Genomic DNA, 25554 nt, shown 5'->3' with positions numbered 1-25554 from the left:
CATGGATTTCGCTTATTCGCCCAAGGTTCAACAACTGCGTGAGCGCGTGACCGCGTTCATGGACACTTACGTTTATCCGGCCGAAGCCGTGTTTGAGCGCCAGGTTGCCGAGGGCGATCGCTGGCAGCCGACGGCAATCATGGACGAGCTCAAAGCCAAGGCCAAAGCCGAAGGTTTGTGGAACCTGTTCCTGCCGGAATCGGAACTGGGCGCCGGCCTGACCAACCTTGAGTATGCGCCGCTGGCGGAAATCATGGGCCGCTCGTTGCTCGGGCCGGAGCCGTTCAACTGCTCGGCGCCGGACACCGGCAACATGGAAGTGCTGGTGCGTTACGCCAACGAAGAGCAGAAACAGCGCTGGCTTGAACCGCTGCTGCGCGGCGAAATCCGCTCGGCGTTCGCCATGACCGAGCCGGACGTTGCCTCCTCTGACGCGACCAACATGGCCGCCCGTGCGGTGCGCGATGGCGACGAGTGGGTGATCAATGGCAAAAAGTGGTGGACCTCAGGCGCCTGTGATCCACGCTGCAAAATCCTGATTTTCATGGGCCTGAGCAATCCCGACGCACCGCGCCACGCCCAGCACTCGATGATCCTCGTGCCGGTCGACACCCCCGGGGTGAAAATCGTCCGTCCGCTGCCGGTGTTCGGTTACGACGACGCACCGCACGGCCACGCCGAAGTGCTGTTCGACAACGTGCGCGTGCCGTATGAAAACGTTCTGCTCGGTGAGGGACGCGGTTTCGAAATCGCTCAGGGGCGCCTCGGCCCGGGACGGATTCACCACTGCATGCGTTCGATTGGCATGGCTGAACGTGCGCTGGAGCTGATGTGTAAACGCTCGGTCAGCCGTACTGCGTTCGGCAAACCGCTGGCGCGCCTGGGCGGCAACATCGACAAGATCGCCGACTCGCGGATGGAGATTGACATGGCACGCCTGTTGACGCTGAAAGCGGCGTACATGATGGACACCGTCGGCAACAAGATCGCCAAAAGCGAGATCGCGCAGATCAAGGTGGTCGCGCCGAACGTCGCCTTGCGGGTGATTGACCGGGCGATACAGATGCATGGCGGTGCCGGCGTGTCGAACGATTTCCCGCTGGCCTACATGTACGCCATGCAACGCACCCTGCGCCTGGCCGACGGCCCGGACGAAGTGCACCGCGCGGCGATCGGCAAGTTCGAAATCGGCAAGTATGTGCCGAAGGAAATGTTGCGTAGCGAGCGCTGATCCGAGACCGCGTTATCGTTCTTCGCGAGCAGGCTCGCTCCCACTTTTGATCGCATTCCTTGAGTTGAAATGCGATTGAAATGTGGGAGCGAGCCTGCTCGCGAAGGGGCCTTCAGATTAAGTCCATCAATCGCAGGCTAGTAAACCCAAACCTCAACCCGCCGATTCCTGATCCGCCCCTCATCCGCATCATTCGTCGCCACCGGCATCAACGCGCCGAAGCCGCGAACTTCGCGCAGCACCACGCCGTTCTTGACCAACTCCCGGCGCACCGCCATCGCCCGCAGCTTCGACAACAGATCCGCACGTGCCGGGTCATCCTTGGCATCGCCAAAGCCGACCAATGTCACCGCGCGCTCGCTCTTGTCGTGGCGCTTTATATAGTCGAGCACCCGCGCCAGATCCTGTCGCGCCTTGTTGTCCAGGCTCGCGCTGCCTTCTTCGAAACGAAAATTCACCGTCAGACGCTGGGCATGCCGGCTCAGCGCTTGATAACCCTCGGGCATCAGCGCATTCGGCGCCACGCTCATGGCGTGCACGGTCTGGCTGACAAAACCGTTGGCTGCGACAATCTGCTGACCCTGGCGACTTTGCGCAAACATCACCAAGGCTTTCGCCCAGGGATTTTGGCTCTGCGGTGGCAGATAGAAGAACAATCGTCGCGACAACGGATAATCCTCGGTGGCAATCAGGCTGCCGAGGGGCAGCATTGGCAATGATGCGCCGTCGCTGATGGCCACGGCTTTGGCTTGGCGCACATAAGGCAGACCGATAAAACCGATGGCCTGCGGATCGCTGCTGACCGCATCGGACAATTGCTCGCTGGATTCGAAACGTTTCGCCGTGCTGTGCAGACTTTTCCCACGATGGCTGAGGACCAATTCCTTAAACGTGTCGTAAGTGCCGGACTGATCATCGCGTGCATATAAATGAATCGCACCACCACGCCCGCCGAGCGTTTCCCAGGTTTTCACCTCGCCGGCAAAGATCCGCGCCAGTTGCTCGGTGTCCAGTTGCTGCAATGGATTGTCGGGATGAACGATGATTGCCAGGCCATCGATGGCGATCACCTGCTCAGCGCCCGGGCTTTTCAGATCGCCCAGCGTTTGCAGGGCCTGTAACTCGCTATCCTTGATCTCGCGGGACGCGGCGGCGAGGTCAGCGCTGGCATTTTTCAGGGCGACGAAGCCGGTACTGGAACCGTGCGCGGCCACTTCGATCACCACGCGCTGACCTTCGGCGGTCTGGCCGACGATGCGCTGTTCGTTGGCGGCGTCCGGGGTTTCGCGGTGGATCTTCAACAGACCTTGTTCCTGCAACAGACCTTCCACCAAGGCCGGGCCGAGTTCAGCGCCGATGGTGTTGGAACCCTGAATGCGCAGGGCCGGGCCGCTTTCCGGCAACGGCAGGGCAGCGGCGCAGACCGACAGCCAGGCGCTGAGTAGAACAACGCAGAACACACGCAGGGACATGCCGGCACCGAAACAAGCCAAGGGGATTGCCGGGGAGATTAAGTCAGGCGCATGACCGAAAGATGACAGCGATTTAATGCCGGTGAATGCCAACTGTGGGAGCGAGCCTGCTCGCGAAGGCGGAGTGTCAGTACCAGACATGTTTCTGATACACCCGCATTCGCGAGCAGGCTCGCTCCCACAGGGACTACAGCGAAACCGGGATCAGGCCAGCTCGAGCCAGATCGGCGCGTGGTCCGAGGGCTTTTCCATGCCGCGCAATTCGTAGTCCACGCCGGCGTCCTTTACCCGCGGCAGCAAACCATGCGAGGCGAGAATCACGTCGATGCGCAGGCCACGCTTGGGTTCATCCTCAAAACCACGGCTGCGGTAGTCGAACCAGCTGAACATGTCGGTCACGTCCGGGTTCAGGTGCCGGTAGCTGTCGGTCAGGCCCCAGTTTTTCAGGCGCGCCATCCACTCGCGTTCTTCCGGCAGGAAGCTGCATTTACCGGTTTTCAGCCAGCGCTTCATGTTGTCCGGGCCGATACCGATGTCGCAGTCTTCCGGGGAAATGTTCACATCGCCCATCACCACCAGCGGTTGTTCGTTGTGAAACTGGCTTTCCAGCAACGCTTGCAGATCGCTGTAGAAACGCTGCTTGGCGGGGAATTTGGTCGGGTGATCGCGGCTTTCGCCTTGGGGGAAATAGCCGTTCATGATGGTTACCGGTACGCCATTGGCATCAGCGAAGGTGCCCCAGATAAAGCGCCGTTGGGCATCTTCTTCGTCGGTAGCGAAACCTTTGTGAATGGCGATCGGTTCGTTGCGCGAGAGCAGGGCGACACCGTAATGGCCTTTCTGCCCGTGGAAGTACACGTGGTAGCCGAGGGCGCGCACTTCTTCCAGCGGGAACTGGTCGTCGTGGACCTTGGTTTCCTGCAGACCGATCACGTCCGGTTGATGTTTTTCGATCAGCGCCGCCAGCTGATGCGGACGGGCCCGCAGTCCATTGATGTTGAAGGAAACAATCTTCATGGTCGGCAGTCCTGGCAAAAGGGCGATGCTAGCTGACATGGGAGATGGGGGCCAGTGTGGGAGAAATCATTTTGGCCTGTGGGATTTGGATTGCCTGTGATGACGCTTTCGCGAGCAGGCTCGCTCCCACATTCAGACCGCGGTCCGTGTGGGAGCGAGCCTGCTCGCGAAGAGGCCGGCAAAATCGATGAAGATCCCGAGTTGGTCTATACCTGTGGGGGAACCACGCCACCCATAAAAGGTTCGTACCAACAAGCGCGCCATCCTTCGAGCGCGCCCCGGGGAGAATCACCACCATGCCTGAAACCCAGACCGCCATCGCCGACATCCACATGCTCGACCGCGGTTATTCCCGCGAAGCGCGTTCGCTGCTGTATCAGGCCTACCGCCACGAGCCGACCTTCGGCTACCTGTTCGAAGCCGAGCGCCCGGGCTATGAGCAGCGCGTGCGCGCCACGGTGCGCGAGCTGGTCAAGCAACATTTCCTCCAGGATCTGCCTGCCATCGGTCTGCTGGTCAACGATCGGCTGATCGGCATCGCCCTGATCGCGCCGCCGCAACGGCGCCTGGGCGTGACGGAAAGCTGGGCGTGGCGCCTGCGCATGGTGCTCAGCACCGGGTTTCGCTGCACCCGGCGCTATCTGGAATATCACGATGCCGTCGCCGCGTGCGTCCCCGGTGACTCGGTGCACATGCTGCCGTTGCTCGGCGTGCATCCACAATTCCAAGGCAAGCACTACGGCGAACAACTGCTCACCGCCGTACATAACTGGTGCGCCGTGGATGAAACCTCGCAAGGCGTGGTGCTCGACACCGGCAACCCGCGCTACCTGGAATTCTATAAAAGGCAGGGTTATCAGGAGATCGGCGAGGTTGCCGTCGGGCCGGTGCGCGAGCATGTGTTTTTCCATGCCAATCCGCAGGTGTTACACACGGCGACAGCGTAATAATCGAACTTCTTGGGAAATTTCCTGTTCTATCACGCTCCCCAGCCCTGATAGCATCCGCGCCTATGAAGTTTCCAGGAAGATTTACCAGTGGCGTGCTGATGCTGTTATCCAGCTGCGCGGCGCTGGCGCAAAGTGAATTGGATGTACGGATCAAACCGTCCAACGATGAACTCAAGGCCAATATAGAAGGCTATATCGGCAGCCTCGGCGATCGTGACGAAGAAGCCTTGCAGCGCTTCAGCCGCGGTGCCGAAGAGCAGGCGCGCAAGGCCGCCCAGGCGCTGGGCTACTACCAGCCGCAGATCGACAGCGACGTCAAGGGCGGGGAAAAACCGCGTCTGGTGCTCAACATCGATCCGGGCGAGCCGATCCGCCTGCGCAACGTCACCGTGCGGGTCGATGGCCCGGCGGCCTCGTTGAAAGCCTTTCGGGTGCCGAAAAGCGATTTGCTCAAGTCCGGCGCGGTGCTCAATCACGGCCATTACGAGGACGCGAAAAGACTTATTCAGAATCAGGCCTCGCGCTTCGGCTATTTCAGTGGTCGCTTTACCAGTCAAAAACTCTTGGTCGACCCACGCGCCGGCGTCGCCGATGTCGAGCTGATCTACGACAGCGGCCCGCGCTATGCGCTCGGCAAAGTGAAATTCGAGGGCGACACGCCTTTCGACGAAGACCTGCTGCAACGCATGGTGCCGTTCAAGGCCGGCGAGCCTTACGACTCCGAGCTGATCGCCGAACTCAACCGTGACCTGCAGTCGAGCGGCTATTTTGAAGGCGTGCGCGTCGACGCGGCACCGACGGCCGCCCAAGATCAGGTGATCCCGGTCGACGTCAAACTCGACACGCGCAAGCCGCGCACCATGGGCCTGGGTCTCGGTTATTCGACCGACGTCGGCCCACGCATCAAAGCCAACTGGACCCGCCACTGGGTCAATCCGCAGGGCGACAGCTACGGCTGGGAAGCCGAACTTTCCGCGCCACGGCAAAACGTCGGACTGTTCTACGACATTCCGCTCGACCCGCCGCTGACCGACAAACTGCGTTGGGCTGGCGGTTATCAATTCGAAGACATTGAAGGTTCCGACACGCGCAGCAAACTGCTGACCTTCGGCCCGGAATGGCACAGCAAGTTGCCCAGCGGCTGGCAGCGGGTGATCTCGCTGAAATGGCAGCGCGAGGAATACGAACTCGGCGACGACTCGGGCCTGAGCACCTTGCTGATGCCCGGCATCAGTTACTCCTACCTGAAAAGCGACAACCGCATCGACCCGCGCAACGGTTATCGCCTGAGCTTCGAAAGCAAAGTGGCGAAGGAAGGCCTGGGTTCCGACAACAACCTGTTATATGGCACGGCGCTGGTCAAAGGCCTGACCACGGTATTCGACAAACACCGTTTGCTCGGTCGAGTGCAGGTCGGTGGCAGCGCCACCAACGGCTACAACTCGATTCCGCCATCGCTGCGCTTTTTCGCCGGTGGCGATCAGAGCGTGCGCGGGTACGACTATCAGAGCCTGTCGCCGAAAAACTCCGATGGCGATCGCATCGGCGGGCGCTACATGGTCGCCGGCAGCGTTGAATATCAGTATTCGGTCGCCGAGAAATGGCGCGTGGCGACCTTCGTCGATCAAGGCAACTCTTTCAACAAACTCGAACTGCCGAACCTCAAGACCGGGGTCGGCATCGGTGTGCGCTGGGTCTCGCCGGTCGGGCCGATCCGCCTCGACCTCGCCCATGCGCTGGACGACGACGGCGGCATCCGGCTGCACTTTTCCATGGGGCCTGAGCTGTGAAGCGTGGTTTGAAAATAACGGCTGTGACGCTGCTGGCGTTGTTGCTGTTGATTATATTGACGATCAGCGCGGTGCTCGGCACTCAGGCCGGCAGCCGCTGGGCGCTGAGCCTGGTACCGGGCTTGAGCGTGGAGAATTTTCAGGGTCGCCTCGGCGGCCAGTGGAGTGCCGATCATCTTTTGTGGCAGCAGGGCACCAGCCGTGTCGAGCTGAACAAGGCGATCTTCGCCTGGTCGCCGCTGTGCCTGACGCGCATGACCCTGTGCATCGATCAGCTCAAGGCCGAGCAGGTGGTGCTGCAATTTCCGCCGAGTGCAGAAACCACTGAGAGCGGGCCGATCGAACTGCCGGATTTGCAATTGCCGCTGGCCATCGAACTGGGCGACGTGCAGGTCGGCAGCCTGCTGTTCAACGGCAGTGAGCAGCTCAAAGGTTTGCAACTGGCCGCGCACTGGAGCGCCCAGGGTCTGCAGATCGACAGCGTGAAACTGCAGCGTGACGAACTCAGCCTGAACCTCTCCGGTCTGCTGCAACCGACCGGCAACTGGCCGCTGACTATCCAAGGTGATTTGACGTTACCTGCGCCGGGTACTGAACCGTGGACGCTGGCCCTGAAAGCCGAGGGCGATCTGCTCAAGACGCTCAGCCTGCACGCCGACAGTCGTGGCTACCTCGACGGCCAATTGACCGGCGAGTTGCAGCCACTGGTGGACAACCTGCCGGCCAAGGTGCGTATCACCAGCGAAGCGTTCAAACCGAGCGCCGAGCTGCCGGACACCCTGCAACTCAACCAGTTGGTGCTGACCGGCGAAGGCGACCTGAAAAGCGGTTATCAGCTCAACGGCACCGCCACATTGCCCGCCGACACAGCCCCGGTGGCGCTGCTGCTCAAGGGCAAAGTCGACGCCAACGGTGCGCAAATCGCCGGCCTTGATCTGACCGCCAACGACAAGCAAAGCTTGAAACTCAGCGGCAGCGTCGACTGGAGCAAGGGCCTCAGCGCGCAAGCCAACATCAACTGGCAGGACTTCCCCTGGCATCGGCTCTACAACGAAATCGACGAGCCGCAAGTCGCTTTGCGTACCTTCACGGGTGAAGTTTCCTACACCGACGGTCAGTACCTCGGCAACTTTGCCGCCGCACTGGACGGTCCGGCGGGCGCGTTCACCCTGAGCAGTCCGTTCAGCGGCAGCCTCGAACAGATCGCCTTGCCGCAACTGGTGATGCAAGCCGGGCAGGGCAAGGCCGAAGGCCACGTCAAGGTCAAGTTCGCCGACGGCATCGCCTGGGATACCGCGCTGCAACTGTCGGCACTGAATCCGGCGTACTGGGTCGCCGAACTGCCGGGCACGTTGGCCGGGCCGCTGAAAAGCTCTGGCGAAATGAAAAATGAGCGCCTGAGCCTCAACGCCGATCTGGATCTCAAAGGCAAACTGCGCGGGCAACCGGCGATCTTGCAAGCCAAGGCTGATGGCGCTGGTGAACAGTGGAATCTCAACGCTCTGCAAATCCGCCTCGGCGACAACAGCATCAGCGGCAAGGGCAGCCTGCAACAGAAGCTCGCCGGGCAGATCGACATCAAGCTGCCGCGTCTGGCGCAGCTCTGGCCGCAATTGCGCGGGCAGGTCAACGGGCAGGTCAACGTCGCCGGCACGCTGAAGGCACCGCAGGGCAAACTCGATTTGCAGGGCTCGCAACTGGTGTTCCAGGACAATCGCCTGCAAAGCCTCAACCTCGACGCCAATCTCGACAGTGCGCAACGGGCCAAGATCGATCTGAAGGGCAGCGGCATTCAGGCCGGCGACACCTCGCTGGGCACGCTGACCGCCAGCGCCCAAGGAGATATCAAAAGCCAGAAGCTCAACCTTGATCTGCTCGGACCCAAGCTGAAACTGGCGCTCGGGCTGGACGGCAATCTCGATCAGGGCAACTGGCGCGGACGTCTGGCCAGTGGTGATATCCAGGCCGGCGGGCAGGACTGGAAGTTGCAGAATCCGGCGAAACTGGAACGCCTCGCCGACGGCAAGATCAACTTCGGCGCGCACTGCTGGACCTCCGGCAGTGCCAGCCTGTGCGGCGAAGATCAACGGCTGATGCCCGAGCCGAAACTGCGCTATCACCTCAAGCAGTTTCCGCTGGAAAGTCTGGCGCAGTGGTTGCCGAAAGACTTCGCCTGGCAGGGCCGGCTTAATGCCGATCTGCAGCTTGATCTGCCGGCCAGTGGCCCCAACGGCGTGGTCAGCATCGACGCCAGCGGCGGCACCTTGCGCATGCGCGACCAGCAGCAATGGCTGGACTTCCCCTACCAGACGCTCAGGCTCACCAGCAAACTGACGCCGAAACGCGTCGACACTGAACTGAACTTCGTTGGCGGCAAGCTCGGCGAACTGCTGGTGCAGGCGCAGCTCAATCCACTGCCGAAAAACAAACCGTTGAGCGGCTCGTTCCGCCTCTCCGGCCTCGACCTGTCGGTCGCGCGGCCGTTTGTGCCGATGGTGGAAAAACTCACCGGCCGCCTCAACGGCAGCGGCACGATTTCCGGCGGCCTGCTGGCGCCGCTGGTCAACGGCACGGTGCAACTGAGCGACGGCGAAGTATCCGGCGCCGAGTTGCCGATGGAGCTGCAGAACCTGCAACTGACTGCGGCGATTGCCGGCGAATCGGTGCGCCTTGATGGCGGCTGGAACAGCGGCAAAACCGGCCGCGGCAGTCTCAACGGCAACGTCGCCTGGGGCCAGGCGCTGGTGGTTGATCTGGCGTTGAAAGGCACGCAGTTGCCAGTCACTGTCGAGCCGTACGCCAAGCTTGAAGTGGCGCCAGACCTGAAGATTTCCATGGCCGGCGACGAGCTGAAAATTGCCGGTAAGGTGCTGGTGCCCAACGGTGAAATCACCGTGCGCGAACTGCCGCCATCTACCGTGAAAGTCTCCGACGACACGATCATCGTCGGCGCACAGACCGAAGAGGGCAAAGCGCCGCTCGCGATGAAAATGGACATCGACGTGATCGTCGGCCAGAACAAGCTGAGCTTCGCCGGCTTCGGCCTGACCGCCAATCTGCAGGGGCAGGTGCACATCGGCGACAACATGGACACCCGTGGCGAACTGTGGCTCAACGACGGCCGCTACCGCGCCTACGGCCAACGCCTGACGGTGCGCCGTGCGCGGCTGTTGTTCGCCGGGCCCATCGATCAGCCGTATCTGGACATCGAAGCGATCCGCCAGACCGACGACGTGATCGCCGGCATCCGCCTCAGCGGCAGCGCCGAGCAGCCGACCACGCAGATCTTCTCCGAACCGGCCATGAGCCAGGAGCAGGCCTTGTCCTATCTGGTCCTGGGGCGTCCGCTGAGCACCAATGGCGAAGACAACAACATGCTCGCGCAAGCCGCATTGGGCCTGGGCCTGATGGGCAGCGCCGGGGTCACCAGCGGGCTGGCCAAGGACCTGGGCATTCAGGATTTCCAGCTCGACACTCAGGGCAGCGGCAACGACACCAGCGTCGTCGCCAGCGGCAACATCTCCGAAAAACTCAGCCTGCGCTACGGCGTCGGTGTCTTCGAACCGGCCAGCACGATTGCCCTGCGCTACAAGCTGAGCAAGAAGGTCTATGTCGAAGCGGCGAGCGGCGTCGCCAGTTCGCTGGATATCTTTTACAAGCGCGATTTCTAGATCGCGCTTGCGTTATTGATCGTTCCCACGCTCCGCGTGGGAATGCCTCAAGGGACGCTCTGCGTTCCAGCTCCCGACAGGGACGCAGAGCGTCCCAAGCTGCATTCCCACGCGGAGCGTGGGAACGATCCCGTGTGGTCGGTCAGTGACTAATTACCAAGCCCCCTAACTATTACGTTGACATTCGCTGCCTAAGCAGTAACATCTCGACATACATTCACTGCCTAGGCAGTTATCAGGTCAGCCCATGAAGCATTTCACCCCGGAAGAATTCAAACACTGCCATCTCGGCCTGTTGCTCGGCCGTGCCGCGCTGCTCAAAGACCGGATCATCGACACGCACATGGAACCCCACGGCATCACCGCTGCGCAGTTCAAGGTGTTGATCATCATGGCTCAGTTCGGCGTCGACACCCCGGCCGAGCTGTGCCGGCACCTGTCGCTGGACAGCGGGTCGATGACGCGCATGCTCGATCGTCTGGAGCAGAAAGGTTTTCTGCTGCGCCAACGCAGCGAAGACGACCGCCGACAGGTGCAGTTGAAGCTGACCGAACAGGGCCAGCAACTGACCGATCGCCTGCCGCAGATTGGCGCCGATGCGATGAACGAACTGGCTGGCGCCATCTCCCGCGAAGAGCTGAAAACCCTCGAATATATCCTCAAGAAAATCCTGCTGGCGGCCGGTGACCCGATCACCCTCCAGCGCTTAGGTGATCACAATGAGCGGTAAAACCTTGCGCAGCAGCCTGACCCTGGTGCTGTCGGCGATGATCCTCGCCGGTTGCGCCAACTACAGGGGCCTCGATACCGAAGGTCAGCGTCTCGACGCCGCGAACCTCAAGACAGCGCAGTCTCTCGATGGCGTCACGCTGTCTCCAGCGGCGTGGCCGAAGAGCGACTGGTGGACCAGCCTCGGCGATCCGCAGCTCGACGGCCTGATCCGCGAAGCGCTGCACGACAGCCCGGACATGCAGATCGCCGCCGCCCGCGCCCATCAGGCCAGCGCTGCGGCCTATGCCGCCGATGCCGAGCGCTACCCGACCCTCGACGCCAGCGCCGGCATCAGCCGTTCACGGCTGGCCCGTGATCAGGATCCGCTGGGGCAGGGCGGCGCCTATTCGACGGTGCGCAATGTCAGCGCCGGCTTCAATTACAACTTCGACCTGTGGGGCGGCCAGCGCGATGCCTGGGAAGCCGCACTCGGTGAGGCGCGCGCCGCCGAAGTCGATCGTCAGGCCGCGCAACTGACGCTGGCCGCTGACGTTGCCCGCGCTTACAGCGATCTCGGCCAGGCGCATATCGTTTATGACCTGGCCAACGAAGACCTCAAGCGCACCCGGCAGATGCTCGACCTGAGCCAGCGTCGCCTGAGTTCCGGAATCGACAGCCAGTACCAGTTTCAGCAAACGCAAAGTCTGGAAGCCAGTTCCCAGGCCAGCCTGATCGACGCGGAAAAACGCCTGCACAGCGCAAAAGTCGCGCTGGCGGTATTGCTCGGCAAAGGCCCGGATCGCGGCAACGAAATCGCCCGGCCGAGAGTCCTGCAAGCCAGCGCCGTTGCCGTGCCGTCGGTGTTGCCTGCCGAACTGCTCGGGCGGCGTCCTGATCTGGTCGCGGCGCGCTGGCGTGTCGAGGCGGCGAGCAAAGATATCGATGCCGCCAAGACGCGTTTCTATCCGAATCTCAACCTGAGCGCGTCGGCCGGTGCCGAATCGCTATTGGGCGACGCGATGTTCGGCTCGGCCAGTCGCTTCTTCAATATTGCGCCAACCGTGTCGCTGCCGATTTTCGATGGCGGCCGCCTGCGCGCCAACCTCGATGCCCGCGACGCCGATTACGACCTCGCGGTGGCGCAGTACAACAAAAGCCTGGTGAAAGCCCTCGGCGATGTCGGCGACACGATCAACCAGTTGCGGGATATCAGCCGGCAGATCGGTGCGCAACAGCACGCCACCGACATCGCTCAGGATTCTTACAACACCGCGGTCCAGCGTTACGGTTCCGGCATCGGTAACTACCTGGACGTGCTCAGCATCGAGCAGCAATTGCTCCAGGCCCAGCGTCAGCTGGCCACGCTCAATGCCGAGCAGATCGACCTGTCGATTCAACTGATGCAAGCGCTGGGCGGCGGCTTCCAGGGGGAAACCCTGACCGCAGCCAACGCCACCCCAGCCACCGCGCACAACTAATTCAAGGTATTTGTCATGGCCACTGCCGAAAACACTCAAGCTCAAGACAACACCCCGGACACCGGCAATCCGCGCAAACGCAAGGTGATGCTGTTGACCCTGGCCGTGGTCGTCCTGCTCGCCATCGCTGGCGTCTGGGCGTACCACGAATTCATCGGGCGCTGGAGTGAAAGCACCGACGACGCCTACGTCAACGGCAACGTCGTGGAAATCACCCCGCTGGTGACCGGGACCGTGGTCAGTATCGGCGCCGACGACGGTGATCTGGTTCAGGAAGGCCAGGTGCTGGTCAACTTCGACCCCAACGACGCCGAAGTCGGCCTGCAAAGTGCCAAGGCCAAACTGGCGCGTACGGTGCGTCAGGTGCGCGGCTTGTACAGCAACGTCGACGGCATGAAAGCCCAGGTCAACGCGCAGCAGGCCGAAGTGCAGAAGGCGCAGGACAACTACAACCGCCGCAAGAATCTGGCGCAGGGCGGGGCGATTTCCCAGGAAGAACTGTCCCACGCTCGCGACGACCTGACCTCGGCGCAGAACGCCTTGGCTAACGCCAAACAGCAACTGAAAACCACCAGCGCGCTGGTCGATGACACCGTGGTGTCGTCGCACCCGGACGTGATGTCGGCGGCGGCGGACCTGCGTCAGGCTTACCTGACCCATGCGCGCAGCACTTTGATCGCCCCGGTGACCGGTTACGTCGCCAAGCGCACCGTGCAGCTCGGCCAGCGGGTACAGCCGGGCACCGCGCTGATGGCGGTGATCCCGTTGAATCAACTGTGGATCGACGCCAACTTCAAGGAAACCCAACTGCGTGACATGCGCATCGGTCAGCCGGTAGACATCGAAGCCGACCTGTACGGCAGTGACGTCAAGTACAGCGGCACCGTTGACAGCCTCGGCGCCGGCACTGGTAGCGCGTTTGCCTTGCTGCCGGCGCAGAACGCCACCGGTAACTGGATCAAGATCGTCCAGCGCGTGCCGGTGCGCATTCACATCAATGCCGAAGAGCTGGCCAAACATCCGCTGCGCGTCGGTCTGTCGACCAACGTCGAAGTCAACCTGCACGACCAGAGCGGCCCGGTGCTGGCGCAGCAACCACCGCAAAAAGCCTCGTTCAGCACCAATGTGTATGACCGCCAGTTGGCCGAAGCGGACGCGATGATTGCCCAGCTGATCCACGACAACAGCGCTGCGGCGAGCAAGACCGCGCAGCGCTGAATGCTGACCCCAAACCCTGTGGGAGCGAGCCTGCTCGCGAATGCTGACTGACATTCAACATGAATGTCGGCTGATCCACCGCCTTCGCGAGCAGGCTCGCTCCCACAGGGTCAGCTGTGCCTGTCATGGCGCAGCGCCTCTCAGGTTTCATAGGATCCACCATGAGCAATAACGCTTCTTTCACGCCGCCCAGCCTGTTGCTCAGCACCATTGGCCTGTCGCTGGCGACGTTCATGCAGGTGCTCGATACCACCATCGCCAACGTGGCGCTGCCGACGATTTCCGGAAACCTGGGGGTGAGTTCGGAGCAGGGCACCTGGGTGATCACTTCGTTCGCTGTGAGCAACGCGATCGCGCTGCCGCTGACCGGTTGGCTCAGCCGCCGCTTCGGCGAGGTGAAACTGTTTCTGTGGGCGACGATGCTGTTTGTGCTGGCATCGTTTCTCTGCGGTATTTCTACATCGATGCCCGAGCTGATCGGTTTCCGGGTCCTGCAAGGTCTGGTCGCCGGGCCGCTGTACCCGATGACCCAGACGCTGTTGATCGCAGTGTATCCGCCAGCGAAGCGCGGGATGGCCCTGGCGTTATTGGCAATGGTCACGGTGGTCGCACCGATTGCCGGGCCGATTCTCGGCGGCTGGATCACCGACAGTTACAGCTGGCCGTGGATTTTCTTCATCAACGTGCCGATCGGGATTTTTGCGGTGATGGTGGTGCGTTCGCAACTGGCCAAGCGGCCGGTGGTCACCAGCCGTCAGCCGATGGATTACGTCGGGCTGATCACGTTGATCATCGGTGTCGGCGCGTTGCAGGTGATCCTCGACAAGGGCAATGACCTGGACTGGTTCGAGTCGAACTTCATCATCATTGGCGCGGCTATTTCCGTAGTGGCGCTGGCGGTGTTCGTGATCTGGGAAATGACTGACCAGCATCCGGTGGTCAACCTGCGCCTGTTCGCCTATCGCAACTTCCGCATCGGCACGCTGGTGCTGGTCTTGGGTTACGCCGGCTTCTTCGGCATCAACCTGATCCTGCCGCAATGGCTGCAGACGCAAATGGGCTACACCGCGACCTGGGCCGGTCTGGCCGTGGCGCCGATCGGCATTCTGCCGGTATTGCTGTCGCCGTTTGTCGGTAAGTACGCGCACAAGTTCGACCTGCGCCTGCTCGCCGGGCTGGCGTTTCTGGCGATCGGCCTGAGCTGCTTCATGCGCGCCGAGTTCACCAACGAGGTCGACTTCCAGTCCATCGCCCTGGTGCAGTTGTTCATGGGTATTGGCGTGGCGCTGTTCTTCATGCCGACGCTGAGCATCCTGATGTCGGATCTGCCGCCGAGCCAGATCGCCGACGGGGCCGGTCTGGCGACCTTCCTGCGGACCTTGGGCGGCAGCTTTGCGGCGTCGCTGACCACGTGGATCTGGATTCGCCGGGCGAATCAGCATCATGCCTATATGAGCGAGAGCATCAGCACCTTCGAACCGGCCACGCGCGAGACCTTGCATGCGCTGGGCGGGGCGAGTCAGCCGGCTTATGCGCAGATGGATCAGATCCTGTCCAGTCAGGCGTACATGTTGTCGACCGTGGATTACTTCACGCTGCTGGGTTGGGGGTTTATGGGGTTGATTCTGATCGTGTGGCTGGCGAAGCCGCCGTTTGCGGCGAAGGCGGGGCCTGCCGCGAGCGGTCACTGATCTGCGCGAAGATCGTTCCCACGCTCGGCGTGGGAATGCAGCCCGGGACGCTCTGCGTCCCATCCAGAGCCGAACGCGGAGCGTCCGTTGAGGCATTCCCACGCAGAGCGTGGGAACGATCAATCAAAAGCCCCTCACCCTAGCCCTCTCCCGGAGGGAGAGGGGACTGACCGCGGTGCATGTTCGAGGTACATCGACTTGCGATACCGAGTCGAACTCAGGTTTTGAACTGCACGCGGTCAGCTCCCTTTCCCCCTCGCCCCTGGGGGAGAGGGCTGGGGTTGAGGGGGTAGCGAACTTCAGCCGTGCGGCAATGCCAGCGGTGGGGCGAAATCGAACGGTGCCAGCGCATACCCGCTCTCATCCACCTGCAACGCCCAACCTTGACGATCCCAATCCCCCAGCACAATGCGCTTGGCCGCTTGCTCACCGAGTTGCAACTTGTGAATCGCCGGGCGGTGGGTGTGGCCGTGGATCAGGGTTTTCACGCCGAACTCTTGCATGATCCGCGGAATCTCCTCGGGCGTGACATCAACGATGTCATTGGCCTTCATCCGCGTCTGCGCCCGGCTTTCACTGCGCAGCTTGCGCGCCAGTTTGTGGCGCGTGCGCAGCGGCAGGTGACGCAGGATGAACAAGGTGATCGGGTTGCGCAGGTAGCGGCGCAGCTTCATGTAGCCGACGTCGCGGGTACACAGGCTGTCGCCGTGCATCAGCAGCACCGGCTCGCCGTAGAACTGCACGACACTCGGGTCCTTCAACAGCGTGCAGCCGGCCTGTTTGCAAAAGGCCTTGCCGAGCATGAAGTCGCGATTGCCGTGCATGAGGAAAATGGCCGTGCCGCTGTCGCTCAAGTCGCGCAGGGCCTGGCAGATCGAACGCTGAAAGGGCGTCATGGCGTCGTCGCCGATCCACGCCTCGAAAAAGTCGCCGAGGATGTACAAGGCACTCGCCGAGCGGGCGCGTCCGGCGAGCAAATCCAGAAACGCCCGGGTAATGTCCGGGCGCTCCTCTTCCAGATGCAAGTCTGAAATCAGCAATATCACGCGGCGATGATCTCGGCTTTCTCGATGATCACGTCGTCTGCTGGCACGTCCTGGTGGCCGGCCTTGGAAGTGGTCGACACGCCTTTGATCTTGTCGACAACGTCGGTGCCGGCGGTGACTTTACCGAATACCGCGTAGCCCCAGCCCTGCACGTTCTTGCCGCTGTGGTTGAGGAAAGTGTTGTCGGCGACGTTGATGAAGAACTGTGCCGAAGCCGAATGCGGCTCCATGGTGCGGGCCATGGCGACGGTGTACTTGTCGTTGGAAAGACCGTTGTCCGCTTCGTTCTGGATGCTTGGACGCTTGTCTTTCTTCTCTTTCATGCCTGGCTCGAAACCGCCGCCCTGGATCATGAAGTTACCGATGACGCGGTGGAACACGGTGTTGGTGTAGTGACCGGCGTTAACGTATTCGATGAAGTTGGCGACGGTGATCGGCGCCTTTTCAGCGTTCAGTTCGATGACGATGTCGCCATGGTTGGTGGTCAGTTTGACTTGAGTCATGATCGCTACTCTTCTGAGGAATTCGTGGTTTTGGGACCTTCAGCCCCGCAACCGGTTCAGCCTGCTTCGGCCAAGGTGCGCAGTTTAGCGTGACAGGCGCGAATTTCGAGGCGGTTTTTCATTTCCGCGCGATTAAATGCGCCGCTTTATGGAGCCTGCTCTGTCAGCCCCTTGACGGCATCGGCTATGATAGCGGCTTTGTTTTGTCTGGCCCGTTCTGCGGCCGCGCACATGTAAGTCAAGGATCCTATGAGCAAGCCCACTGTCGACCCTACCTCGAATGCCAAGTCCGGCCCTGCCGTGCCGGTCAATTTCCTGCGGCCGATCATCCAGGCAGACCTGGACTCGGGCAAGCACACCCAGATCGTCACGCGTTTTCCGCCTGAGCCCAACGGCTACCTGCACATCGGCCACGCCAAGTCGATCTGCGTGAACTTCGGCCTGGCCCAGGAGTTCGGCGGCGTCACGCACCTGCGTTTCGACGACACCAACCCGGCCAAGGAAGATCAGGAATACATCGACGCGATCGAATCCGACGTCAAATGGCTGGGCTTCGAGTGGTCCGGTGAAGTGCGCTACGCCTCGCAGTATTTCGACCAGTTGCACGACTGGGCGGTCGAGCTGATCAAGGCCGGCAAGGCCTACGTCGACGACCTGACCCCGGAGCAGGCCAAGGAATACCGTGGCAGCCTGACCGAGCCGGGCAAGAACAGCCCGTTCCGCGACCGCTCGGTTGAGGAAAACCTCGACCTGTTCGCGCGCATGAAGGCCGGTGAATTCCCCGACGGCGCGCGCGTGCTGCGGGCGAAGATCGACATGGCCTCGCCGAACATGAACCTGCGCGACCCGATCATGTACCGCATTCGTCACGCCCATCACCACCAGACCGGCGACAAGTGGTGCATCTACCCGAACTACGACTTCACCCACGGTCAGTCGGACGCCATCGAAGGCATCACCCACTCGATCTGCACCCTGGAGTTCGAAAGCCATCGTCCGCTGTACGAGTGGTTCCTCGAGCACTTGCCGGTGCCGGCGCAGCCGCGTCAGTACGAGTTCAGCCGCCTGAACCTGAACTACACGATCACCAGCAAGCGCAAGCTCAAGCAACTGGTCGATGAAAAGCACGTCAATGGCTGGGACGATCCGCGCATGTCCACGCTGTCGGGCTTCCGCCGCCGTGGCTACACGCCGAAATCGATCCGCAACTTCTGCGAAATGATCGGCACCAACCGTTCCGACGGCGTAGTCGACTTCGGCATGCTCGAATTCAGCATCCGTGACGACCTCGACCACAGCGCGCCGCGCGCCATGTGCGTGCTGCGTCCGCTGAAAGTGGTCATCACCAACTACCCGGAAGGCCAGGTCGAAAACCTCGAACTGCCGCGTCACCCGAAAGAAGACATGGGCGTGCGCGCCTTGCCGTTCGCCCGGGAAATCTACATCGATCGCGAAGACTTCATGGAAGAGCCGCCAAAAGGCTACAAGCGCCTGGAGCCGGCCGGTGAAGTGCGTCTGCGCGGCAGCTACGTGATCCGTGCCGACGAAGCGATCAAGGACGCCGACGGCAACATCGTCGAACTGCGTTGCTCGTACGACCCGGACACCCTCGGCAAGAACCCGGAAGGGCGCAAGGTCAAAGGCGTGATCCACTGGGTGCCGGCCGCCGCCAGCGTCGAGTGCGAAGTGCGTCTGTACGATCGCCTGTTCCGCTCGCCGAACCCGGAGAAGGCCGAAGACAGCGCGAGTTTCCTCGACAACATCAACCCTGACTCACTGCAAGTGCTGACCGGTTGTCGTGCCGAGCCATCGCTTGGCAATGCACAGCCGGAAGACCGTTTCCAGTTCGAACGCGAAGGCTACTTCGTCGCGGATCTGAAGGACTCGAAACCCGGTCAGCCGGTATTCAACCGTACGGTGACCCTGCGTGATTCGTGGGGCCAGTGAGACAGCGTCAAGGAAATTAACGTGCTGACGATCTACAACACGCTCACCAAGAGCAAAGAAGTCTTCAAGCCGCTGGATGGCAACAAGGTGCGCATGTACGTCTGCGGGATGACCGTGTACGACTACTGCCATCTCGGCCACGGCCGCAGCATGGTCGCGTTCGACCTGGTGACGCGCTGGCTGCGCTTCAGCGGCTACGACCTGACCTACGTGCGCAACATCACCGACATCGACGACAAGATCATCAACCGCGCCAACGAGAACGGTGAATCGTTCGAAGCGTTGACCGAGCGCATGATCGCCGCGATGCACGAGGACGAAGCGCGCCTGAACATCCAGAAGCCGGACATGGAGCCGCGCGCCACCGATCACATCGCTGGCATGCACGCGATGATTCAGGCGCTGATCGACAAGGGTTACGCCTACGCCCCGGGCAACGGCGACGTGTACTACCGCGTCGCCAAATTCATGGGCTACGGCAAGCTGTCGCGCAAGAAAATCGAAGACCTGCGCATCGGCGCACGCATCGAAGTCGACGAGTCGAAACAGGACCCGCTCGACTTCGTCCTGTGGAAAGCCGCCAAACCGGGTGAGCCGAGCTGGGAATCGCCGTGGGGCGCCGGGCGTCCGGGCTGGCACATCGAGTGCTCGGTGATGTCGACCTGCTGCCTGGGGGAGACTTTCGATATTCATGGCGGCGGCAGCGATCTGGAATTCCCGCACCATGAAAACGAAATCGCCCAGAGCGAAGCGGCCACCGGCAAGACCTACGCCAACGCGTGGATGCATTGCGGGATGATTCGCATCAATGGCGAGAAGATGTCCAAGTCGTTGAACAACTTCTTCACCATCCGCGACGTGCTGGAAAAGTACCACCCGGAAGTCGTGCGCTACCTGCTGGTGTCGAGCCACTACCGCAGCGCGATCAACTACTCGGAAGACAACCTCAAGGACGCCAAGGGCGCACTGGAGCGTTTCTACCATGCGTTGAAAGGCCTGCCGAACGTGGCGCCGGCCGGCGGCGAAGCGTTCGTTGAGCGTTTCACTACGGTGATGAACGACGACTTCGGCACCCCGGAAGCGTGCGCCGTGCTGTTCGAAATGGTGCGCGAGATCAACCGCCTGCGTGAAAGCGATCTTGATGCAGCAGCGGGTCTGGCGGCGCGTCTGAAAGAGCTGGCGAGTGTGCTGGGTGTGTTGCAGCTCGAAGCGGATGACTTCCTCCAGGCCGGCGCCGAAGGGCGTGTCGATGCGGCTGAAGTCGATGCGCTGATTGCCGCGCGTCTGGCGGCTCGGGCCGGGAAGGATTGGGCCGAGTCGGACCGCATTCGTGATCAGCTCACGGCGATGGGCGTGGTGCTGGAAGATGGCAAGGGTGGTACGACCTGGCGGTTGGCTGACTGATCTAAAAAAGCCAAAAGTCAAAAGCCCCTACCATGATCGTTCCCACGCGGAGCGTGGGAACGATCAACAAGCGACACAAATCCCCTGTGGGAGCGAGCCTGCTCGCGAAGAGGCCGGTCCAGACAACGTGTCATTCAGCTTGCCGCAACCGCTTATAAAGCGTATTCCGACTCACCCCCAACCGCCGCGCCAGATGCGAGATATTCCCCCCGGAAGCCTTCAATTCCCGGTTCAACGCCTCGACATCGTTCAGATCAATCCCTAGCGGGGCGCAGGTCTCCACTGGCTCCATCTCCAGATCGACAAAAAAATCATCCGGCAAATGCTCCGGCCGCACCGGTTGCTCCTCGGCCATGGCCAGCGCCACCTGCATCACGCTGCTGACCTGACGCAAATTCCCCGGCCACGGATGCCGTTCGAATAATTCCAGCACCTCTGAGCTCAAACCCGCCCACTGCGTCGGCTCACGATGCTGTTCCCATAACCGCTTGAACAACGCCTGTTTATCACTGCGCTCACGCAGCGGCGGCAATTCCAGGGTCAGCCCGCCAATGCGGTAATACAAATCCTCACGAAACCGCCCCAACTGCACCTGTTCACGCAGCGAACGGTTGGTCGCCGAGATGATCCGCAGATCCACCGGGAACAACTCGCTACTGCCCACCGGTTGCACGCAACGCTCCTGTAATACCCGCAACAGGCGCGCCTGCGTCGGCAACGGCATATCGCCAATTTCATCCAGGAACAGCGTGCCTTTGTCCGCCTTGCGAATCAGGCCGATGCTGCCTTTCTGATTCGCCCCGGTGAACGCACCTTTCTCATAACCAAACAGCTCGGACTCGACCAGTTCGGCGGGGATCGCCGCGCAGTTCACCGCAATGAACGCCTGTTTGTTGCGCGAGCTGGCCTGATGCAGGGCTTTGACGAATACCTCTTTACCGACGCCGGTCTCGCCGTGGATCAACAATGGAATGTCCTTTTCCAGCAAACGCTCAGCCTGACGCACGGCTTTTTCCACGCGGTTATCGCCGAAATGCAGGCTGTTGAGGCTGATCGCGCTGGATGGCGGGGGCTTTTCTTCCGTGACAAATACCCGGGCTTGAACCGGCGCCTGTTTCGGCCGTTTCAACAGACACTGAAAGCGGTTACGCCCGGAGGTCTGCAAGGCGAATGGCAAACCGTCCGGCTGATTGATCAGCTCCAGCAGAGAGACCTTGAACAGGCTTTCAACGCTGACCCGCGACAAGCGCACACCGAGCAGATTGTCGGCGCGACGATTGGCCGACAGTACCTGACCGCTCTCATCGAAGATCAACAGCCCGGCCCACTGGCTGTCGAGGTTGTTCAACCCGGTGTTGAAGGTCAGTTGGAAATGCTGGCCATGGAACAGGTTGAGGATCAGCCGGTTCTCCACGGTCTGGCTCATCATCTTGACCATGCCCAAGGTGTGCGAGGGCGGCAGGTAGCTGTCGCTGGACACGTCGAGCACAGCGATGACCTTGCGTTCGGCGTCGAAAATCGGCGCGGCGGAACCGGTCATGAAGCGGTTGGCCTTGAGAAAGTGTTCATCGTGTTCAATGTGCACCGCCTGCTCACAGGCCAGCGCGGTGCCGATCGCATTGGTGCCGCTGCAGCGCTCCATCCAGCTCGCCCCGGCCTGAAAGCCGCGCGCCAGGTTCGGTTCGATAAAGCGTTGTGTGCCCCACGAAGTCAGCACCTGGCCCTGATTGTCGGCGAGCATGATCAGGCAGTTCGAGTTGCTGAGGATGTTTTCGTAATAGGGCAGGACTTCCTGATGCGTGGTCTGCACCAGTGAATGATGGCGGTCGAGCAGTTGCGCAATGCCGGCGGCGGGCAGTTGATCGAAGGCCGGGGCGCTCTGGTGGTCGAGACCGAACGCGCGACAACGTTGCCAGGACGTCTGGACGATCGCATCGTGGGACAGCGGCGAAGCAGGTGCGGCCATGGGGGCGAGCCTCTGAGTGCAGCGATTTTATTATTGTTATGAGCCCGATCTTCGAAACCTGCACAAATCCCCTGTAGGAGCGAGCCTGCTCGCGAATGCGGTCTGCCAGTCAATAAAATGTATCTGATAGACCGCTTTCGCGAGCAGGCTCGCTCCCACAGGGGATCTCTGTTGCTTTCCGGATCGGGCAAAAAGCGTTCATAGAGTGTTGTTCACTATTGTTCATTGTCAATCACCCGACTGTTCAAAAGTGTTCAGCTGTGAACGGCGCTTGCCCCCGTAAACATTGGTTCTCGAGGCAAATCAAGTACTTGCCATTTCTGGCACGAATGTCGCTCTGTTGCTCCGGTCGCTTGACTCCAAAAATAAAAAAGGCCGAGCCATGTCACTCACCCTGGAGCACGTCAGCCGTACCGTCGAGGGCCAGATCTGGATCGACGATGCGTGCCTGAAATTCGAACCCGGTTCCTTCAACGTTTTGCTCGGCCGCACGCTGTCCGGCAAGACCAGCCTGATGCGTTTGATGGCCGGGCTCGACAAGCCCGACAGCGGGCGCATCCTGATGAACGGCGTCGACGTCACCCAGCGCCCGGTGCGTCTGCGCAATGTGTCGATGGTCTATCAGCAGTTCATCAATTACCCGACCATGACCGTGTTCGAGAACATCGCCTCGCCGTTGCGCCAGGCCGGTGTGGCGAAAGACATCATCCACAGCAAAGTGCTGGAAACCGCGAAGATGCTGCGCATCGAGAAGTTTCTGCAGCGCTACCCGCTGGAGTTGTCCGGCGGTCAGCAACAGCGCACGGCCATGGCCCGCGCGCTGGTCAAGGATGCCGAGCTGATCCTGTTCGACGAGCCACTGGTCAACCTCGATTACAAACTGCGCGAAGAGCTGCGTCAGGAAATGCGCGAGCTGTTCAAGGCGCGCCACACCATCGCCATCTACGCCACCACCGAACCCAACGAAGCGTTGGCGCTGGGCGGCACCACGACGATCTTGCATGAAGGCCGGGTGATTCAGAGCGGGCCGTCGACTTCGGTTTATCACCAGCCGCAAACCGTGCTGGCTGCCGAATTGTTCTCCGAACCGCCGATCAACCTGATGCCCGGGCGCATTGCCGGTAACGAAGTCAGCTTCGCCAATTTCGTCCACTTCCCGTTGAACGTCGACCTGCGTCCGGTGGGCGAGGGTGAATACCGTTTCGGCGTGCGCCCCAGCCATATTTCGCTGGTGCCGAGCAACGACGACGATCTGGAACTGGCGGTGACCGTCGAAGTGGCCGAGATCAGTGGCTCGGAAACCTTCCTGCATGTGCGCAACGAGCATTTTTTGCTGGTGCTGCATTTGCCCGGTGTTCACGAATACGACGTCGATGCGCCGATCCGCATCTATATCCCGACCCACAAACTGTTCGTTTTCGATGCGCAGGGCCGTCTGGTGCAAGCACCGGGCCGGCGTGTCGCGAGGGTTGCCTGATGGCCGAAATCCGTTTGCAACACCTCGCCCACAGCTACAGCAAAACCCCGAGCGGCGCTGAGGACTACGCGATCCGCGAGATGGATCACATCTGGGAGCAGGGCGGCGCCTACGCCTTGCTCGGCCCGTCCGGTTGCGGCAAGTCGACCTTGCTCAACATCATTTCCGGCCTGCTCAGCCCGTCCCAAGGCCATGTGCTGTTCGATGGCAAAGCGGTCAACGAGCTGACGCCGGAGAAGCGCAACATCGCCCAGGTGTTCCAGTTTCCGGTGGTCTACGACACCATGAGCGTGTTCGACAACCTTGCCTTCCCCCTGCGCAATCAAGGCATGGCCGAGGCGAAAGTGCACAGCAAGGTGCAGGAAATTGCCGAAGTTCTCGACCTGCAAAACCTGCTGAGCAAAAAGGCGCGCAACCTCACCGCCGACGAAAAACAGAAAGTCTCCATGGGCCGTGGGCTGGTGCGCGACGACGTCTCGGCGATTCTGTTCGACGAGCCGCTGACGGTGATCGACCCGCACCTGAAATGGAAACTGCGGCGCAAGCTCAAGCAGATCCACGAGCAGTTCAACATCACCATGGTCTACGTCACCCACGATCAGCTCGAAGCTTCCACCTTCGCTGACAAGATCGCGGTGATGTACGGCGGCCAGATCGTCCAGTTCGGCACGCCACGGGAGTTGTTCGAGCGGCCGAGCCACACCTTTGTCGGCTATTTCATCGGCAGCCCCGGGATGAACCTGATCGAGGTGCAGCCGCAGCCCGGTGGCGTCGGTTTCGCTTCCACGCACTTGCCGTTGTCCGAAGCCTTGCAGCGCCATATCGAGCACGGCCAGTGGAAAAATCTCAAGGTCGGTATCCGCCCCGAGTTCATTCATGTGTGGGACGAGCCGTTCGATGACGCGATGCAGGCCAACGTCGTCCACGTCGAAGACCTCGGCACCTACAAAATCATGACCCTCAACCTCGACGGCGCGCCGTTGAAGGTGCGTCTGGCCGAGGACAAACCGGTGCCGCAGGGTACCGCGTACATCAGTTTTCCGGCGCAGTGGTTGATGGTCTATGCCGACGAGTTCTTGCTTGAAGTCAGCGACGATGAGGTGCAGCCATGAACAAGGTGCAGAACAACAAGGCCTGGTGGCTGGTGCTGCCGGTGTTTCTGCTGGTGGCGTTCAGTGCGGTGATCCCGATGATGACCGTGGTCAACTATTCAGTGCAGGACATCTTCGACCAGTCCAGCCGCTACTTCGTCGGCGCCGACTGGTACAAGCAGGTGCTGCTCGACCCGCGTCTGCACGACTCGCTGCTGCGCCAGTTCATCTATTCGGCCTGCGTGCTGCTGATCGAAATTCCGCTGGGCATCGCTGTCGCCCTGACCATGCCGACCAAGGGGCGCTGGTCCTCGGTGGTGCTGATCATTCTGGCAATTCCGCTGCTGATTCCGTGGAACGTGGTCGGCACCATCTGGCAGATCTTCGGCCGCGCCGACATCGGTCTGCTCGGTTCCAGCCTCAATGCTATGGGCATCAGCTACAACTACGCGGCCAATACAATGGACGCCTGGGTCACGGTGCTGGTGATGGACGTGTGGCACTGGACCTCGCTGGTGGCGCTGCTGTGCTTTTCCGGTTTACGCGCGATTCCCGACGTGTACTACCAGGCCGCACGGATTGATCGGGCCTCGGCCTGGGCAGTGTTCCGCCACATTCAGTTGCCCAAGCTGAAAAGCGTGCTGCTGATCGCGGTGATGCTGCGCTTCATGGACAGCTTCATGATCTACACCGAGCCGTTCGTGCTCACCGGCGGCGGGCCGGGTAACGCCACGACCTTCTTGAGTCAGACGTTGACGCAGATGGCCGTAGGGCAATTCGACCTCGGTCCGGCAGCGGCGTTTTCGCTGGTGTACTTCCTGATCATCCTGTTGGTGTCCTGGCTGTTCTATACCGCCATGACGCACTCCGACGCCAACCGCTGAGGCCCGG

18 protein-coding genes are annotated in these 25554 nt (G+C 61.2%); 13 read left to right on the top strand and 5 right to left on the bottom strand.

Going from position 1 to position 25554, the window contains the following annotated elements:
- Position 1 precedes the first annotated feature (1 nt).
- Positions 2-1231: an acyl-CoA dehydrogenase gene (locus tag ACGSLL_RS24945; RefSeq protein ID WP_258448685.1), complete on the top strand. Its 1230-nt coding sequence runs from the start codon at positions 2-4 to the stop codon at positions 1229-1231.
- Between the two features lie 137 nt (positions 1232-1368).
- Here the strand turns inward: ACGSLL_RS24945 and ACGSLL_RS24940 are convergent, their stop codons facing one another.
- Complete coding sequence (locus ACGSLL_RS24940; protein ID WP_394508329.1) at positions 1369-2703, bottom strand: substrate-binding domain-containing protein; 1335 nt, start codon at positions 2701-2703, stop codon at positions 1369-1371.
- 204 nt (positions 2704-2907) lie between these two features.
- On the bottom strand, positions 2908-3720 hold the full coding sequence (xthA, locus tag ACGSLL_RS24935) for an exodeoxyribonuclease III (RefSeq protein ID WP_208940602.1): 813 nt from the start codon (positions 3718-3720) through the stop codon (positions 2908-2910).
- 296 nt (positions 3721-4016) lie between these two features.
- On the opposite strand from xthA, the gene ACGSLL_RS24930 reads away from it, so the two are divergent.
- The 7 genes from ACGSLL_RS24930 to ACGSLL_RS24900 all read left to right on the top strand — a co-directional run bounded on the left by ACGSLL_RS24930 (position 4017) and on the right by ACGSLL_RS24900 (position 15229).
- Positions 4017-4667, top strand: coding sequence for a GNAT family N-acetyltransferase (locus ACGSLL_RS24930; RefSeq protein WP_394508328.1), 651 nt, complete (start codon positions 4017-4019; stop codon positions 4665-4667).
- A gap of 65 nt (positions 4668-4732) precedes the next feature.
- Positions 4733-6460 carry an autotransporter assembly complex protein TamA gene (locus ACGSLL_RS24925; RefSeq protein WP_394508327.1) on the top strand — a complete coding sequence of 576 codons (1728 nt, stop codon included), beginning with the start codon at positions 4733-4735 and terminating at the stop codon, positions 6458-6460.
- Positions 6457-10131, top strand: a complete 3675-nt coding sequence (locus ACGSLL_RS24920; protein ID WP_394508326.1) for a translocation/assembly module TamB domain-containing protein — start codon at positions 6457-6459, stop codon at positions 10129-10131. Before ACGSLL_RS24925 ends, ACGSLL_RS24920 begins: the two co-directional genes overlap by 4 nt.
- Before the next feature lie 247 nt (positions 10132-10378).
- Positions 10379-10861, top strand: coding sequence for a MarR family winged helix-turn-helix transcriptional regulator (locus ACGSLL_RS24915; protein ID WP_394508324.1), 483 nt, complete (start codon positions 10379-10381; stop codon positions 10859-10861).
- On the top strand, positions 10851-12320 hold the full coding sequence (locus ACGSLL_RS24910) for an efflux transporter outer membrane subunit (RefSeq protein ID WP_394508323.1): 1470 nt from the start codon (positions 10851-10853) through the stop codon (positions 12318-12320). Before ACGSLL_RS24915 ends, ACGSLL_RS24910 begins: the two co-directional genes overlap by 11 nt.
- Before the next feature lie 15 nt (positions 12321-12335).
- Positions 12336-13538, top strand: coding sequence for an HlyD family secretion protein (locus tag ACGSLL_RS24905; protein WP_394508322.1), 1203 nt, complete (start codon positions 12336-12338; stop codon positions 13536-13538).
- 161 nt (positions 13539-13699) lie between these two features.
- A complete protein-coding gene (locus tag ACGSLL_RS24900) occupies positions 13700-15229 on the top strand; it encodes a DHA2 family efflux MFS transporter permease subunit (protein WP_090284406.1) in 1530 nt (509 codons plus the stop codon).
- A gap of 299 nt (positions 15230-15528) precedes the next feature.
- On the opposite strand, the gene lpxH is transcribed toward ACGSLL_RS24900, so the two are convergent.
- Positions 15529-16275 (bottom strand): UDP-2,3-diacylglucosamine diphosphatase, encoded by a 747-nt coding sequence (gene lpxH, locus ACGSLL_RS24895; protein ID WP_332769818.1) that lies wholly within the window; start codon positions 16273-16275, stop codon positions 15529-15531.
- Positions 16272-16778 carry a peptidylprolyl isomerase gene (locus ACGSLL_RS24890; protein ID WP_076567676.1) on the bottom strand — a complete coding sequence of 169 codons (507 nt, stop codon included), beginning with the start codon at positions 16776-16778 and terminating at the stop codon, positions 16272-16274. Before ACGSLL_RS24890 ends, lpxH begins: the two co-directional genes overlap by 4 nt.
- A 249-nt stretch (positions 16779-17027) precedes the next feature.
- On the opposite strand from ACGSLL_RS24890, the gene ACGSLL_RS24885 reads away from it, so the two are divergent.
- Together ACGSLL_RS24885 and cysS are read left to right on the top strand one after the other, a co-directional pair.
- Complete coding sequence (locus ACGSLL_RS24885; protein ID WP_394508321.1) at positions 17028-18725, top strand: glutamine--tRNA ligase/YqeY domain fusion protein; 1698 nt, start codon at positions 17028-17030, stop codon at positions 18723-18725.
- Positions 18726-18746: 21 nt separating this feature from the next.
- A complete protein-coding gene (gene cysS, locus ACGSLL_RS24880) occupies positions 18747-20129 on the top strand; it encodes a cysteine--tRNA ligase (RefSeq protein WP_394508320.1) in 1383 nt (460 codons plus the stop codon).
- 130 nt (positions 20130-20259) lie between these two features.
- Here cysS and ACGSLL_RS24875 read toward each other — a convergent pair whose 3' ends face one another.
- Positions 20260-22095 (bottom strand): sigma-54-dependent Fis family transcriptional regulator, encoded by a 1836-nt coding sequence (locus ACGSLL_RS24875; RefSeq protein WP_394508319.1) that lies wholly within the window; start codon positions 22093-22095, stop codon positions 20260-20262.
- Between the two features lie 382 nt (positions 22096-22477).
- Between ACGSLL_RS24875 and ACGSLL_RS24870 the strand changes: the two genes are divergently transcribed.
- The 3 genes from ACGSLL_RS24870 to ACGSLL_RS24860 are packed head-to-tail and all read left to right on the top strand — an operon-like array spanning position 22478 to position 25547.
- Complete coding sequence (locus tag ACGSLL_RS24870; protein ID WP_093100548.1) at positions 22478-23572, top strand: ABC transporter ATP-binding protein; 1095 nt, start codon at positions 22478-22480, stop codon at positions 23570-23572.
- Positions 23572-24684: an ABC transporter ATP-binding protein gene (locus ACGSLL_RS24865; protein ID WP_394508317.1), complete on the top strand. Its 1113-nt coding sequence runs from the start codon at positions 23572-23574 to the stop codon at positions 24682-24684. Before ACGSLL_RS24870 ends, ACGSLL_RS24865 begins: the two co-directional genes overlap by 1 nt.
- Entirely contained in the window at positions 24681-25547 is an 867-nt protein-coding gene (locus ACGSLL_RS24860) for a carbohydrate ABC transporter permease (RefSeq protein ID WP_007912484.1), read from the top strand. The genes ACGSLL_RS24865 and ACGSLL_RS24860 overlap by 4 nt, the downstream gene beginning before the upstream one ends.
- Positions 25548-25554: the final 7 nt, after the last annotated feature.

Source organism: Pseudomonas retamae (assembly GCF_043496865.1).
GTDB lineage: Bacteria > Pseudomonadota > Gammaproteobacteria > Pseudomonadales > Pseudomonadaceae > Aquipseudomonas > Aquipseudomonas retamae.
This window is presented reverse-complemented; position numbering and strand designations above follow the sequence as displayed.